The organism is Balneolaceae bacterium (genome assembly GCA_034521495.1).
Lineage (GTDB): Bacteria > Bacteroidota > Rhodothermia > Balneolales > Balneolaceae > Rhodohalobacter.
Genome location: JAXHMK010000016.1, coordinates 100,874 through 117,043, shown reverse-complemented (window position 1 = coordinate 117,043; position 16,170 = coordinate 100,874). Strand labels below are relative to the sequence as shown.

Genomic DNA, 16,170 nt, shown 5'->3' with positions numbered 1-16,170 from the left:
CCAAATAAATCCATTGGATTATTGAATGAGCAGCATTTTTTTGGACTTTCGCATATCATGCGATTGGATAGCATAGATATAGAAACCTGAAGCGAGATTTGATGCATTAACTTGAATTAAATAGCTACCGGGTTCTCTAAATCCGCTGAAAAGAGTTTTTATCTTTCTACCGGCTAAATTATAAAGATCGATGTTTACGTTTCCTGCATTCTCCACGCTGTAATAAAATTGAGTTTGATTGTTGAAGGGATTCGGATAATTCTGTCCTAACTGGAAAAAAGATTGGGTCTCTAAATATGGGAATTCGGATTCAATCTGGTTTTTATATCGAATGATGGCCTCTAAAAAGTAGTAATCAGCATAGATTGTTCCTCGTTCTGAATCCCCCCGATGAATTGTGGACCGGAGAAGTATGGAACTATCATCGGTTTGTTTTGATGAATATTCGTCACTCATCAAAGAGTTTAAAATATCTACAGCATTATTGAAATAGTCGGGATTATTCGTAAACGAATAGAGTTCAATCAAACCGGATGAAGCGATTGCGGCTGCGGAGGCGTCTTTGGTGGTGTTTGGAATTGCAGGCTCCCTGAAATCGTACCATGGGACATGATCAACCGGAAGGTTTTCAAGAAAATAGTCTGCAACAGTTGTTGCAGCCTTTAAAAAATCAGGATTTTTCGTGTAGCGGTATGCCATTGTAAATCCATAAATGGCCCAAGCTTGTCCTCGTGACCACACAGAATTTTTATCATATCCTTGAATTGTAAATTTTCGATTTACCGATCCGTTCTTATTAAAATCGACAATGTGATAAGTGCTGCCATCTTGCCTCAGATGATGCTCAATAGTTGTGTTGGCATGTGTAATCGCAATATCTTTCCATTCATTTCGTCCGGAATGTTTTGCAGCTAAAAAGAGCAGTTCCAGGTTCATCAAATTATCGATGATAACGGGATTCACGGCGTTGAGCTCTGTCCAGGGATCCCAGGATTTTACAGCACCAATATCAGGGTTATAGCGTTTTGAAAGGCTGTACGCTCCCTGTAATATGATCTTCAGATACTCGGGTTGATCAGTTAATTTGAATCCATTTCCGTAACTGCCAACGATTCGGAACCCAACATCATGGTCTGAAGATTTATACGCAGTTGATTTCATGTCGTGTGTCCATTTTTGGGCATACTCTTGCCATTTTTCTTCGCCGGTAAGTTGATACATAAACCAGAGTGTACCTGCAAAAAATCCGCTTGTCCACTCATTTCTGTCAAAAGTGATCCACTCTCCGGTTACCGTATCTGTATGAGCGGGATGAACTGTTTTATGAAAAGAGATCTCTTCTAATGTTTTTTCTAATTTTTGATCGGCAAGATTTATGGCATCATTCAGGAATAAAAAATTTCGAAGATCGGCATAAGGCTGAGAAAAAGAGAGATCAACATTCGCTGTAACAAAAATCAGCAGAGTAAAGAGATGGTAAATTCCGAGCTTCATCTTTAAATATATCGTGTTTATTATAATTCACTGAGCGGAGGATAAGTGAGCAGAATGTTAGAATTTTGACATCCATTATTAATAAGAATCTGTGCAATTTCTTCATATTTTGCACTGTCAAACGCAACAGCGGCGGGCCTGAAAATCTCAAGATATCTGCATGTTCTAAAATCGGGATCGGATGAAAAAAGAGTGGTATTATCTTCCTGCTTGATAAAATCGGCGATATTATCAAGGGCTGCTTTCAAACCACCTGCTTCGCAACTGTTTAGGGCGCAGTTCTTAAGCACAGGCCAATCACGATCCTGGCCTGTTCTGAAAAAATGGTTCTTCCGGAGAATACTTAACTTCATATAGGCTTTTAAATTAAAATAAATATAGTGCTGAGGAATTCCGCGATTCGATTCATAACGTTGAAGTCCATTTGCCTCAATTTGATTTTCAATACGCTCGGAAACGGGCTGAACATGCCTGGAGTTGTTTAATTTATCTTCCTCTTCGGTAAATAAAAGATAGATTACTCGTTGTACATCGAGCCAGGTTGATATGTTAGTAGCACTGTAAGAATCCGCAGGATATTTATTATGCATCCACACGTAAAACTCAAAAAACCATTTTTTTAGCTCATAATGCAGATCTGACGTCCAATCAGAGCTGTCGTATATCAGGCTTGCTGCTTCTATCACGGCAATAAAATCAAGTGCTCCAACGATGCCGGCTCCACCGGGTTCTTCATGCACACCTGGACGTAAGCTCGAATATTTCATGTTTGGATTCATTCGGGTTTCAGGGTTTAAAAACCAATTTTTAAGTAATTCTGAAGCCTTTTTAGCATAAGCTTCTATCCCTGTATAATGATAAGCTAATGCGAGAGCATAGACCGAAAATGAAATTTTTTCAAGTTTGGGCTTGTCGTAATCATAAAATTCAGGATTTGTTTTCCCATCTATGATATCTGTGTAAGCACCGGTGGAATCATTCGGGTAAGAATATCTGTGAAGACTAACGTAGTCATGAGGATCTCCGCTTGGGGCAATGTTATCTTTATTTTTATCGGGGACGTATGTAAAATTGACGGTCAAAAGAGAGTCGGCGCCGCGGATCAGGTCCCGGTAGGCTTGGTTGATAACAGGATCTTCAGCTCTAAGAGAATCTATTAGCCTGAGATGGTCAATTTTTAGGATATAGGGGCCGGTGTTTGATGTTGAAAACTGCGGTATTATGCCATCACTCTTGTTGCAGGAGATAAAGAACAGGCAGGCCACTAAAATAGACAAACCAAGATAAATTCCTCTGAAAGTATGCCGAAACTCCAATAAGCGTTGGATTTTATTAGTCATAGACTTTAACCATTAACAGCATAAAATATAGAATACGTAGATGTTTTTAGCGAACCATTTTGGTAAAGTTAACCAAATATTAATTTAACGCATTTCATAATCTCCAATTTATAGAACTCATTGTATTGTCTCCTTTTGGATAGAACAGGATTTTCCTATTATCTCTTTCACACTTGAAGAGATATTAGAACAGCAATGGATCTAAGTACTATTTTAGAAAAAATTAAGAATCTGCCCACACGCAATAAGCCATATATTTTTTTTGTGCACATTCCTAAAACGGGAGGAACTTCATTGATCTCCTCTTTAAAGAGAAAGTATCCATTCAATTTTTTTAAAGTCAATGCTGGCAGTTCATTACGGGCGGCAGAGAGAAAATATGGCGAGAACTATAAAAGTTTTGAACAGTGCTATGATCTTCGCGAGTCAGTGGCCATATATGCAATGGAAACGGGCTTTAAATGCATTGCAGGTCATGTTCCGTATTCAAAAAAACTTTTTGAAATTGAGAACAGCAAATATCTAACGCTCACGATTCTTAGAGATCCAGTTCAGCGTTTTATTTCCAAATATTTATTCAATGTTCATAAAACAGGTGAACACTGCAGTTTTGACGTATCATTTTCGGAGTATTTAAACTCCGGCACTGGAAGAGAGTCCGGCAGGGAATATTTAAGATATCTTAGCGACGGGTATAAACCGGGTGATACCGTTTCAAAAGAGATGATTGAGCGATCGAAGAAAAATATTTTAAAATTCGATCTTGTTGGATTTCTGGATAATATGGATCATTTTGTGTCGAAATTTCAGAAGAAGACAAACTTAAAGCTCAATATTCCTCACAAAAACCGTACAAGTGATCTTACAAAAGGAAATAATTTTTCACCGGAAACTATTGAGAAGATTGAGAATCTGTGTAAGTACGATATAGAAATTTTTGAGCATGCCAAAGAACATATTCAGTGAATAAATATTTCCGTGCTTACTTTGAAAAGCCCCTTCCTTTTAAACTTATTTTAGAGAAATCGTTAAATTGATTTGATGCACATTTTTGTATTAGCTACTTTCAATACCTTTTGATTTTAGATTATTTAAATGCTTAAAAAGATACTTGAACGAATTCGGATCTGCTTTTCATCAGTTGCTTATCGCAGAGAGATTTGGCCGTTTGCCGAAAAGCTTAAATCCAGGCATATAAAAAATTGTAAGCTGGTTGAAGATCGCATAAAAATGCTTGAGGAGATTCCAAAAGGAGGTGTCTGTGCCGAGATTGGGATTTTAAAAGGGGATTACTCACGATATATACTGGATATTGTAAAACCCCAGCAGCTGCACCTGGTCGACATCAACCCGAAATCAATAAAGGTAGCCCGAAAACGGTTTGAGGATGAGATTGAACAAAATCTTGTTGATGTACATGAGGAAGATTCTTCAACCTTTGTATCATCCATGCCGGATAATACCTTCGACTGGATCTATATTGACGGTGACCACAGTTATGAAGGAGTGAAAAAAGACCTGGAGGCAGCGCATAAAAAAATTAAGCCGGAGGGATTGATATCACTGAACGATTACATCTTTTTTGGTTCGTCTGACTTGACAAAATATGGCATTATTGAAGCGACCAATGAATTTTGTATCAAGTATGATTATGAGCTGATCCATTTTGCACTTCACGGCAGAATGTATAATGATGTTACTATCCGGCGAATAAAGCAGGATTGATCCGGTTGCATTCAATCTCTTACTGTTTATTAGGCTCGGGTTCTATACTTCACTATTATTCATATGAATGTTAACTTTGTCGAGTCAAAACAGATAACCCGATTGTGAATACCAAAGTATCCGTTATTATTCCTGTTTTAAATGCAGCCGATCTGCTTAAACGGGTACTTCAATCTCTTTCTGAACAAACCTATCCTGCGGAATTAACAGAAATAATTGTAGTTGATAACGGGTCGATAGATAAATCGGTTGATGTGGCCAGATCATTTGGAGTGAGGCTTTATTCTCAATCAGATAAAAAAAGTCCGTATGCGGCCCGAAATCTTGGTTTAGAGCACGCCTCAGGTTCAATCATAGCTCTGACGGATGCAAATAAAATTCCCGATAAACGCTGGCTCGAAGAGGGTGTAAAAGCACTTGAACATAATAATGCAGATCTGGCCGGCGGACAGATCTCATTTGAGCTGGAAAATCGGGCAACGGCATCTCAGGTTTATGATGCCATAACTTACAATAATAACCGGCTTCTTGTCAGGGAGCGTAATGGTTCAGCGGCCGGTAATCTCTTTTTTAAAAAAGAGCTGATTAAAAAGAATGGTAAATTTCCGGATACATTTCGCTCCGGTATGGATATCTGGTGGACGGCTAAAGCTGTAAACGCGGGACACAGTATCGTCTTTGCAGAAAATTCGATTGTATATTGCCAGCCAAGAAAATTAAAGTCACTTCTAAAAAAATCGTGGCGGGTTGGAGTACTTCACCCGGTGATATTTCAACAGCAGGGTAAATCACTATTTTATATTCTGGGACAGACATTTCGTACATTTGCTCCCCCAAAAGTACGTGTGTTGCGGCAAAAAATGGATGGTTTAGATTATTCCACATCTTTCACAAAAGTTTGGGCCGTAGCCTGGCTAAACAAAATGATGATGGGAATGGGACGAATTCGGGGACTTACAAATCTCAGCAAACAGATTGATGTCCCTCTTGAACAGTAGGTTGAAGATTTCAATATGAAGGTTGGATTCATTTATTACACATTTTACCCGGTAACAGGCGGCGCTTCTGTTCATGGTTTTAATCTTGCAAAGGAGTTGTATAAAAAAGGATACGAACTATTCAAGATTAACGGAGAACCTGATCCGTACACGCATCGACTGAAGAATCCGATTTCGGGATTGTTTTGGATACTGGCAAATTGCGATCTGATCTACCTGCGGATGGATTATTTTCTGTATATGAGGAATTTCGTATCCATACTGGCACTTCTGAGCAGAAAGAAAATAATTGTAGAACTCAACAATCCGTCAGATGAACTTCATCTTTTTGGGCGTGGAAAAAAATATATTCAATTTACAGATCGTATTATTTCAAAAATTTTAAAACGTGCAGATGCTGTCATCACTGTCAGTGAACCATTGAAAAGATATTGTGAAGAAGCTCTTCGCCTGAACAATGTACATGTGATTGAAAACGGTGGAGAAATATTTGATGATTCTTCAGATAAAGTGAGTAGTAAAATCACAGAAAAACTTGAAGAGCTTAAGAAAATATACTCAAGGACAGTGGTTTGGTCCGGTTCGGCTAACAATATGCAGGATCTCAAAAATTTGGAGGAGATAGCCAAGTCTCAGAAGGGGGAGACGGCAGTACTTTTGCTTGTTAAAGATGACAATCAAAATAACACCTTGCCTGTATCAAAAGAGAATCTATTTGTTTTTAAAAATTTACCCAGAGAGGATGTGAAATATATCATTTCCAATTCTGATATTGGTTTGGCACTTTACAAAGAGTATCCATGGTCGCGCTGGGGATTTTACAACAGTTCGCTGAAAATTTTTGAATATCTGAACAACGGGCTTTTGACGATCACAAATAAAGAAGGAACGGAGGTTCAAAAATCATATCCCAATTTTAAATTCGCAGGATCGAACGAGGAAATTATCACCCTTATCAATGAATACAGTGATGAACGTTCCTTTGATATTGAACAACCCCGAACATGGGAAGATGTGGCGGAGGAAACATCCCAAATCATACAGCAGATTTTAAGCCGATGATGACAATCACACATAAACAGGTTAAGGAGTGGCTGTTTTTACTGCCCTTTTTCTTGTATGAGGATATCGTGTTGTCCGCCATCATGACGGTTTTGGGATTTGCACTCATTAAATATGAGAAAATTGACAAGGCAATTTCAGAGCTCGAATGGCGAGAGTATCTCTTTTTTATTTATATGTTCCATATGATGTTCGGGGAGCGCAGCTTCGCTTATGTGGGGTTTGAGCCTCTCTTTATTACAGAGATTGTTATTTTCGCACTTGTACTCTCCTATGCCAGAGACCTTTTAAAAATCAGGAAAACCTTGTTTGTTTACTACCTGATGGTGATGATAGGGCTGGGTTTCGCTATTCTCTATTTCCCGGTAAATAAACTGGATGCCATCCGCGATTCTTTTATGTTGGTGTATGCTATTTGGGTGCCCATCGTTTACCATGTTTTTAAAAGTGAAAGGCACTATGATCTGTTCTTTCTGCTTTTAAAGCTCTTCATTGTCTTGAAAGCGGTATCGTATTTCTACGAAGCGGTGATGATTTTAGCAGGTATGAGAACGCTTTCCTTTGAAGGGTTCCGGTTTGGAGTGGGGTATATTGTACCGTCTTTAATTGTAATTGCTCTTTTCCTCCCTCTCAAACATATAGACTTTAAATATAAAGTGGTTGCCCTGGTGATGATCCCGGCCGTATTCACCATGTTTCACCGCTCACTCTTTGTAGGAATTGCGCTGGCTGTTTTATTGATGTTTGCAATTGGCAGCAATCTTACCAAGCGAAAAATTGTTACGTACGGTTTGATAAGTTTCGTTTTGATGGTTGGATTCCTGTTTTACTATAATTCCCTTGTTGATGTAAACCTGTTCCAGATACTGGAAGAAAAAACCTCTCTTGAAGAGGGAAATATAAATTATCGGTTTCTCTCCTGGCAACATGTATTGGATAAATTTTACGAACACTACATCCTGGGATATGGTGTTGGAAGGCCTCTTTTCTTTTCGCAATACAATGTTTTCTACAGCACGGTTGAGTTGACCTATTTTCAGATCAGAGATCTTGAGGGTAATGCCCAGCCGCATAATTCATATCTTAATATGCTGGCCCGATTTGGTGTACTTCTGTTTCCTATACTTATGTATGGAATTTTAAAGCCGCTAAAAAAGATTCCTGAGTTTTTAAATATCAAGAGAAAAGGCGGAGATCATGTATATTCTAAATTTTTGTTCCTGGTAGGGTTTTTAGTCATCATGTATGTTTGGGCGTTCTTTAATGTGGTTTTGGAGGGGCCGCATCATTCATTCCATTTTTGGTTGGCTGTTGGAATGATATTGAGCTTTGGACGTGCCGGTAACTTCTCGAAAAAGTATGTTCGAATTCAGAAAATAGGTTCAGCCTCATGAATATTCTCCAGGTTCATAACAGGTATAAAAAACCAGGCGGGGAGTGGACGGTTTTGAACATGGAGTATGATCTTCTCAGCAGGGATCATTCTGTTGAACAACTGATTGTAGATAATACGAAAGAACTAAATTCACTCTATAGCAAGTTAAAACTGATTTTTACCACACATTACAATCGGCAATCAAAAGAGCTCGTACGGCAAAAAATCCACGAAACCAGCGCCGATATTATGCATGTGCACAACTTTTTTCCATTGCTGAGCCCGTCTGTTTTTGAAGCGTCTAAAGAGGAAGGTGTTCCATCCGTTTTGACTCTGCACAATTACAGGCTTATCTATCCGAATGGTTACTTGCTGCATGATGGTGAAATTGATGAGCGGACTATTCATGGAACTGCATACTCCTGTGTATCAGATGGTGTTTACCGGGATTCCATCCTTCAAACGGCTGTGGTTGCTCATATGATTGAATACCACCGAAAAAGGCAGACATGGGCTAAAAAAGTAGATTGCTTGTTGTGCCTGACTGAGTTCGCAAAGTCAAAATTTGTGGAGGCGGGATTGCCGGAAGAGAAATTGAAAGTAAAACCGAATTTTGTTAAAGACTCTTTTCAGGATCAGGACTTTCAGCAGGTTGTGAATCAAAAAGAAAATTTCTACTTGTTTATCGGCCGTATCAGCGAAGAAAAAGGAATACGAACTTTGGTAAATGCCTGGAATTCTTCCATAAATAAATCGGGTTCTAAACTCTTGATTCTGGGTGATGGACCGCTCAAAAAAGAGTTGCAAAAAAAATCACAAGATAATTCACGGATTTCCTGGCTGGGATTTCTTGACAGACACCAGGTACTGGATTATTTGAAAAAAGCGAAAGCATTGATATTTCCATCAGAATGGTATGAGGGGATGCCAATGACAATTTTGGAGGCCTTTTCAGCCGCAACTCCGGTTCTGTCAACAAACATCGGCAGCCAGGCCGAAATTGTGGATCATGGGAAAACAGGTTTGCATTTTGAGCCAGGAAAGGAGGAGAGCTTGATTAATACTGTTCAACAATTCGAATCTATGAAACAGGAACAAAAAGAGATGAGCTTGGCAGCCCGGCGGGAATATGAAGATAAATACACGCCGGATGTGAATCGATTGAAATTGCAATCTGTTTACCGGGAACTTGTTGATGGGAGGGGCTAAATCAGGATTTTATTTTACTCAAAATTTTCAGAATTTGAGGCATCAGAAATAAAATAAATTCAATAAGTTTCATCTGTAAGATTTTAATGAATTTGAGGCATTTTTGAGTGTCGGCTATTACTAAGCATTATAATTAAAAAAACGCGCAGTTTATGACAAAGCAAAAGAAAGCACTTGTTTGCGGAGCAGGAGGATTCATCGGGGGACATCTTGTCAATCGGTTAAAAGAGGAAGGATATTGGGTGAGAGGTGTTGACCTCAAAGAAAACGAATTTGGTAATATGAATGCAGATGAATTTGTGATCGGTGATCTGCGCGATGCAGAGGTCGTGAGAAATGTAGTAACTGCCGATCTGGATGAAGTTTATCAACTGGCGGCTGATATGGGTGGGGCCGGTTTTGTTTTTACAGGTGATAACGACTCAGATATTATGCATAACAGTGCACTTTGTAATTTGCATGTAATCGAGGAGGTTAAGAAAAAGGGTATTGACAAAACCTTCTATTCCTCATCGGCGTGTATTTATCCCGAGCGGAATCAACTGGATCCTGATAATCCGGAATGTTCGGAAGATAGTGCCTACCCGGCAGATCCAGACAGTGAATATGGATGGGAAAAACTGTTTAGTGAGCGACTTTATCTTACCTACCGGCGAAATCATAATATCGATGCTAATATCGCCCGTTTTCATAATATTTTTGGTCCGCAGGGAACCTGGGAGGGAGGCCGGGAAAAGGCACCTGCCGCAATTTGCCGTAAAGTAGCCGAAGCGGAAAATGGAGGTACTGTAGAAGTATGGGGTGATGGAACTCAAACCCGATCATTCCTGATTGTTGATGAGTGTGTTGAGGGAATTCGCCGGCTGATGGAATCTGATTTTTCCGGCCCGGTAAATATTGGATCTGATGAAATGATATCGATTCAGGATTTCACAAAGATGGTGATTGACATTTCAGGAAAAGATCTTACCATCAATAATATTGAGGGACCAGAGGGCGTAAAAGGGCGTAACTCTGATAACAAGTTGATCAAGGAAAAACTGGACTGGGCTCCATCGAAACCACTTCGCGAAGGCGTGGAAAAAACCTACCAATGGATTTCAGAGCAGATCCAGCTGCGTGAAGCAGTAGATGCGTAGCTGCTGTACTTAAATTGTATGCTACCTTTGTTAGAGCAGAGCATTGTTGAAATTTTTCAGATAATCAGTTTATTACCTGCAAAGAATTCTTAGAAAGCATTTGATGAGAGATGATTACAGTATAGAGGTTATCGGTATTCAGATGTACAACAAAGATCTGGATTCCTTTGTTAATCATGCTTTAGAAATTGTTTCTGATGATCAAACCCGGGAAAACCTGTGCATTAGTGCGACGGGTGCGCATGGTATTATCCATGCAAAAAAAAATGCAGCATTCAGGGAACTGCTCAATAGTTTTTATACAAATCTGCCGGATGGCATGCCTGGTGTTTGGGTAGGCAGGGGAAAGGGAGCCAGTGACATGAAACGATGTTACGGACCGGATCTTTTTGCTAATCTCATGGAAAGATCAGCCGGTAAAGATGTTCAACACTATCTCTGTGGAGGAAAAGAGGGTGTGGCTGAAAAATTAAAAAAAGCATGTGCAGATAGATTTGGAAATACAAATATAGTAGGTACATACAGCCCGCCTTTTAAAAAAGTTAATGAGTATGACTACGAGGGGATTGCAGATCAAATCAATCGGTCAGGGGCAGATGTAGTTTGGGTTGGAATCAGCACACCCAAGCAGGAAAAATTTGCAAAAAGATTGTCTCGTTATACGGATGTTCATTTTCTGATTACAGTTGGAGCAGCCTTTGATTTTCATATTGGTGAGCTTCGGCAGGCACCTAACTGGATGCAGAAAGCTGGTTTGGAGTGGTTTTTCAGGCTGATTGTAGAACCCAGCCGGTTATATCGCCGATACCTGGAAATCGTACCCGCATTTTTGTTTTATGGAATCAAAGACGTAATAAAACACAAAACCGCAAGACGAAAGTAAGTTTAGAGGTTACTGAATAGATTATGCAGGCTGGTAAATTTATAATATTTTCCTACGCAAGGATCGAAGTTATCAGTATGTAAACTCTGATTGTATATGAATGGGTTTATCTTTCATTCATCACAGAGAAAAAGAGTATAATAGAAAAGTACAAATAGGAATAGCATGACGGTAAATAAACAGGATACTGTTTTTGTTGCAGGTCACCGGGGTATGGTTGGGTCTGCAATTCACAGGAGACTCAAAAAAGAGGGATTTACAAATCTTCTCACACAAACGCGGCAGGAGTTAGATCTTCGTAATCAAGCTGCGGTCAGCCGATTTTTTAAGCAGGAAAAGCCTGATGTGGTAATTATAGCTGCGGCAAAAGTGGGTGGAATACTGGCTAATGACCGATACCCATATTCATTTCTGCACGAAAATCTGGTTATTGAAGATAATCTTATTCATGCTTCTCATAAGAATGAGGTAAAAAAACTGATTTTTTTGGGCAGCTCCTGCATCTATCCGAAATTTGCGGAACAACCTATAAAGGAAGATTCTCTTCTCACAGATAAACTCGAGCCAACAAATCAATGGTATGCCATCGCCAAGATTGCCGGAGTTAAGCTTGTTGAGTCTCTCAGGAAACAACATGACAGGAATTATATTTCTCTGATGCCCACAAATTTATACGGGCCGGGCGACAATTTTGACCTGGAGACATCTCACGTTTTACCGGCTATGCTTCGGAAATTCCATGAGGCAGCCCGGAACGGTCATCAGCCCGTAACTCTTTGGGGAACCGGCAGTCCGATGCGTGAATTTTTGTATGTAGACGATTTAGCTGATGCGGTTTTCTTTGTTTTAAGAAACAAAATGGATGACCATCTCTATAACATTGGGACAGGTAAAGATGTTACAATTAAGAAATTAGCTGAAAAGATACAGAAGATTACCGGCCATGAAGGAGAGGTTGTCTGGGATAGAGATAAACCGGATGGTACCCCGAGGAAACTTTTGGATGTGTCTAAAATTGCCGGTCAAGGATGGACCAGCAATATAGAACTGGATGAAGGCATAGAGAAAACATATCAATGGTTTGTAGATAACGTTGAAAATATTCGGGAAGTCGAAATGAGTTAAATTTAAGGGATTTTATACAAAGCAAACATTGACTAAACTCAGAATTTTGTTACTTGCCTGTGTTAATTTGAGCGCAGTGATTTGTGCGTTATTTAAGTATCTGCCGATTATAATTTTATGTTCAATTTTGAAGACAAATATTATTAAGTTTGACCGATATGATAATATTTAAATAGTACTTTTTTTTATTGTAAATAAAACACAAACAAAGTAAGTTTATTTTTTCCAAAAATTACGTGGCGAGGTAAAGCTATTAAGTAATGGATATATCGATCAACGAAGTTCAAACCGTAAGAGAAAAACTCCGACAAGAGTCTGAAAATGGCTCTGCTGATGGGAGTGGTTCTGTCGAAAACGGTTACATGTTGTCGACATATAAAAATTTGAAGGTGAGACAGTACCGGGGTAAAAGAGTGTTAGATCTGACGATTGGTTTTGTTGCATTAATTTTTTGTCTTATTCTTTTTCCATTTATAGCTCTTGGAATTAAACTCTCCTCAAAAGGCCCCGTTTTTTTTAAGCAAACCCGAACAGGACAAAATGGTATTACATTTACCTGTTATAAGTTTCGTACAATGAAAGAATCATCCCAAAGAGATTTAAATGGTAAGCCTGATATTACCGTAGAAGGTGATGAGCGAATTTTTCCTTTCGGAAGGCTCCTGCGGCTGTTGAACCTCGATGAACTACCTCAAATTATAAATGTTTTAAAAGGAGATATGAGCCTTGTGGGGCCAAGACCGTACCCCGTTGATGAATGTTCTTACTGGAATTCAACCTTCGATGATTTTTTCTATCGCTATGCAGTAAAGCCGGGGATTACCGGTTTTTCGCAGGTTAAAGGATACAGGGGCGGAACATATAGTGTAGAACACATGAGAAAAAGGACGGATTACGATCTCATCTATGTGCAAAAGAATACTCTTTTTATGGATCTGTATATTATCATGAAAACGGTTACCAAGATGATCAATTTTGATACGAATGCTCATTAATTAAATTTCATCCATTAAACTTATTTTACTGTACTTTAAAAATTTTACTCTACACGATAATAATCACATGAAAAAAGTTTTATCTCTACTGCTGCTATTTCTCTTCTCTGCCCTGATATTTATTCCTCAAGATTCAACTGCCCAGGTGAGTAACATTGGATTTGGAAATATCCAAAATGTAAATGTGGATAACCTGAGTGATGCTCAATTACAAAACTTTTATCAACAGATGCAGTCGCAAGGCTTAACACCTGAGCAGGTGGCCAGTATTGCCAGAGCAAGAGGAATGCCAGCAGCCCAGGCTTCCAGGTTGGTGACTCGCTTAAATCAAATATCATCTTCACAGGGTGGGCAAACAGGAACGAGTGATTCAGGAGCACAAACACGACAAGCCCAGGATACTGGATTACTCTATCCCGACAGAACTCTCCAGGAACAAAGTTTGCTCATATCTGAGTTACAACGCTTGGTTGAAGAGAGAAATGAAGAAGATCTTCTGCAACAGCTCGAAGTGATTATTGAAGAGGGATTCCCGGTATTTGGCGAGGCTATATTTACCGGGTCATCTCAGTCCTTTGAACCGTCTTTAAACATTCCTACACCGAAAGATTATGTATTCGGGGCTGGTGACCAAATAGAAATTGAAGTATGGGGAGCTGCTGAAGCTGAATATGTTTTGGAAGTAACTCCTGCAGGAAACATTAACATTCCGAACATTGGCCCAATACAAATAGGAGGCATGGTATATAATGAAGCAAGAACGAAAATCCTCCGAAACTTGCAGCAGATATACTCGGGTATTAATCTGTCAAATCCATCTGAGGGAAACACGTTTGCCGACGTTACATTAGGAAACGTAAGAAGCATTAATGTCAGTGTGATTGGTGAAGTCCGCCAGCCGGGTTCCTATACAATCTCTTCCTTGGCCACGGTTTTTAACCTTCTCTATGCTGCCGGCGGGCCGAATCGGTCAGGTTCCTGGCGGGAAATCCAGGTGATTCGGGGCGACAGTATTGTCCACACATTTGATCTGTATGACCTGCTTGTTTATGGTAACCAAAAAGGAAATATCCGTCTGAATGACCAGGACGTAATTAAAATTCCCCCGTATATCAACAGAATAGAATTGACAGGCCAGGTGAAACGTCCGGGATTATTTGAGATGAAAGAGGGAGAAACACTTGAAGACCTGATGACATTTACCGGTGGTTTTTCTGCAAATGCCTACAAAGACCGGATTGTGGTTCACAGGAAAACCAATATACAGCGAAGCGTCTCTGATGTAGACTGGCCTGAAGGAGGTGATTTTGTATTGCAGAATGGGGATGAAATTGAAATTGGGACAATAGTTGATCGATATACAAACCGGGTCACCGTAGAGGGGGCTGTTTATAAACCCGGTGATTATGAACTGACAGATGGGTTGACACTACGTGGATTGATTCAAAAAGCTCAAGGTGTTACTGAAGATGCTTACCTGGAGCGGGGAATTATATACAGGAATAAAGATAACCTGATGCTGGAAAGTATTCCGTTTTCAGTACGAGATATTCTCCAGGGGAATGCTGAGGATATTCGGTTGAGGCGAAATGATTTGGTTCGAATCTCATCACGTTTTAATCTTCAGGAAACACATACGGTTTCTGTAAGGGGTGCTGTTAACAGCCCCCAGACATTTGAGCATCTTGACGGCATGACATTGCAGGATGCCATATTCTTGGCTGACGGACTGAGAGACGAAGCTGCAGCCTACAGGGTGGAAGTAGCCCGAAGGGTTGTAGATGATGATACCCGCGTGAAGGTAAACCAAATTGCAAACGTCTATGAGTTTGAGATAGATGAGAATTTTACATTTAATGGTACTGATGGTGAGTTTGTGCTTGAACCCTACGATATGGTATTCGTGCGAACCAAACCAAATTACCAGGCACAACTTACGGTTCGGATAGAAGGTGAAGTTCAATTTCCCGGTGAATATGTCCTTGAAAGAAGAGATGCAAAACTGACAGATCTTGTTCGTCAGGCAGGTGGTTTGTCCGATTTTGCGTATCCCGATGGTGCATCGATGGACCGGATTTTAGAAATAACCGCAGAACAGGTTCAGGTTGATGAGGGTAGCGAACAACGAACCGAAGCATTGTCTACTCTGAATTTGGAAAATGTAAATCTGGATCGGTTCGAGACTGTAAATGATACTACTTATACGCCAGTTGGTATCCGTTTGGGTGAAGCTCTCGAAAATCCAGAGGGAATCAATGATATTCGGCTGCAGGAAGGAGATATCATTCGAATTCCAAGAAATTTGAATACTGTTCGGGTAGAGGGTGGTGTTCTCTCGCCGGTTACGATGCGCTTTGTACCCGGCCGAGGGCTCCAGGGATATATTGATAATGCCGGGGGAACGACCGAGCGTGGGCAACGGCACAGAGCTTATATTGTTTATGCAAACGGGGAGGTAGATCGTGTTCGGCGTTTTCTGAGAATTCGCAGTAATCCGGATGTTAGAGCTGGTGCTACAATTATAGTACCTGAGAAGCCACAAGCCAGAGAAATGACAGCACAGGAGCGAATAAGTATAGCATCAAGTATTGCATCAACAGCTCTGTTGTTTATAACTCTGATCGACAGAATACAGAATCAATAATTAAATCGGTTGACCAGAACTGCTTAACGTTACTTTCATCGAAAGAGAATAAACATCATTGGAAGTTCACACTGATGTGATATTTTAGGGAGCAGGTTTGATCGATAAATTTTTTCGGTTTCCCCGGTATGAGAGCTGCTGACGACTGTATATTCCGAATTCTGTGAATTGATTTTAGAAT

At 39.9% G+C, this 16,170-nt stretch carries 13 protein-coding genes; 11 read left to right on the top strand and 2 right to left on the bottom strand.

Going from position 1 to position 16,170, the window contains the following annotated elements; genetic code table 11:
• Positions 1-18 precede the first annotated feature (18 nt).
• Positions 19-1,494 (bottom strand): glycoside hydrolase family 88 protein, encoded by a 1,476-nt coding sequence (locus U5K72_15755; protein ID MDZ7720271.1) that lies wholly within the window; start codon positions 1,492-1,494, stop codon positions 19-21.
• Positions 1,495-1,514: 20 nt separating this feature from the next.
• Positions 1,515-2,834: an alginate lyase family protein gene (locus U5K72_15750; protein ID MDZ7720270.1), complete on the bottom strand. Its 1,320-nt coding sequence runs from the start codon at positions 2,832-2,834 to the stop codon at positions 1,515-1,517.
• A gap of 195 nt (positions 2,835-3,029) precedes the next feature.
• Between U5K72_15750 and U5K72_15745 the strand changes: the two genes are divergently transcribed.
• From U5K72_15745 to U5K72_15695, 11 genes are all read left to right on the top strand, one after another.
• Positions 3,030-3,800, top strand: a complete 771-nt coding sequence (locus U5K72_15745; protein MDZ7720269.1) for a sulfotransferase family 2 domain-containing protein — start codon at positions 3,030-3,032, stop codon at positions 3,798-3,800.
• 129 nt (positions 3,801-3,929) lie between these two features.
• Entirely contained in the window at positions 3,930-4,559 is a 630-nt protein-coding gene (locus tag U5K72_15740; GenBank protein ID MDZ7720268.1) for a class I SAM-dependent methyltransferase, read from the top strand.
• A 104-nt stretch (positions 4,560-4,663) separates the two neighbouring features.
• Positions 4,664-5,557 (top strand): glycosyltransferase, encoded by an 894-nt coding sequence (locus tag U5K72_15735; protein ID MDZ7720267.1) that lies wholly within the window; start codon positions 4,664-4,666, stop codon positions 5,555-5,557.
• 15 nt (positions 5,558-5,572) lie between these two features.
• On the top strand, positions 5,573-6,619 hold the full coding sequence (locus tag U5K72_15730; protein MDZ7720266.1) for a glycosyltransferase: 1,047 nt from the start codon (positions 5,573-5,575) through the stop codon (positions 6,617-6,619).
• The gene (locus tag U5K72_15725) at positions 6,616-8,013 is read left to right on the top strand and encodes an O-antigen ligase family protein (GenBank protein ID MDZ7720265.1); all 1,398 of its coding nucleotides are present in this window, start codon (positions 6,616-6,618) and stop codon (positions 8,011-8,013) included. Before U5K72_15730 ends, U5K72_15725 begins: the two co-directional genes overlap by 4 nt.
• Positions 8,010-9,203, top strand: a complete 1,194-nt coding sequence (locus U5K72_15720) for a glycosyltransferase family 4 protein (GenBank protein ID MDZ7720264.1) — start codon at positions 8,010-8,012, stop codon at positions 9,201-9,203. The genes U5K72_15725 and U5K72_15720 overlap by 4 nt, the downstream gene beginning before the upstream one ends.
• 152 nt (positions 9,204-9,355) lie before the next feature.
• A complete protein-coding gene (locus U5K72_15715; protein MDZ7720263.1) occupies positions 9,356-10,342 on the top strand; it encodes an NAD-dependent epimerase/dehydratase family protein in 987 nt (328 codons plus the stop codon).
• A gap of 103 nt (positions 10,343-10,445) precedes the next feature.
• On the top strand, positions 10,446-11,225 hold the full coding sequence (locus U5K72_15710) for a WecB/TagA/CpsF family glycosyltransferase (protein MDZ7720262.1): 780 nt from the start codon (positions 10,446-10,448) through the stop codon (positions 11,223-11,225).
• Positions 11,226-11,390: 165 nt separating this feature from the next.
• Entirely contained in the window at positions 11,391-12,350 is a 960-nt protein-coding gene (locus tag U5K72_15705; protein MDZ7720261.1) for a GDP-L-fucose synthase, read from the top strand.
• A gap of 260 nt (positions 12,351-12,610) precedes the next feature.
• Positions 12,611-13,345, top strand: coding sequence for a sugar transferase (locus tag U5K72_15700; GenBank protein ID MDZ7720260.1), 735 nt, complete (start codon positions 12,611-12,613; stop codon positions 13,343-13,345).
• Positions 13,346-13,412: 67 nt separating this feature from the next.
• Entirely contained in the window at positions 13,413-15,989 is a 2,577-nt protein-coding gene (locus U5K72_15695) for an SLBB domain-containing protein (GenBank protein MDZ7720259.1), read from the top strand.
• Positions 15,990-16,170: the final 181 nt, after the last annotated feature.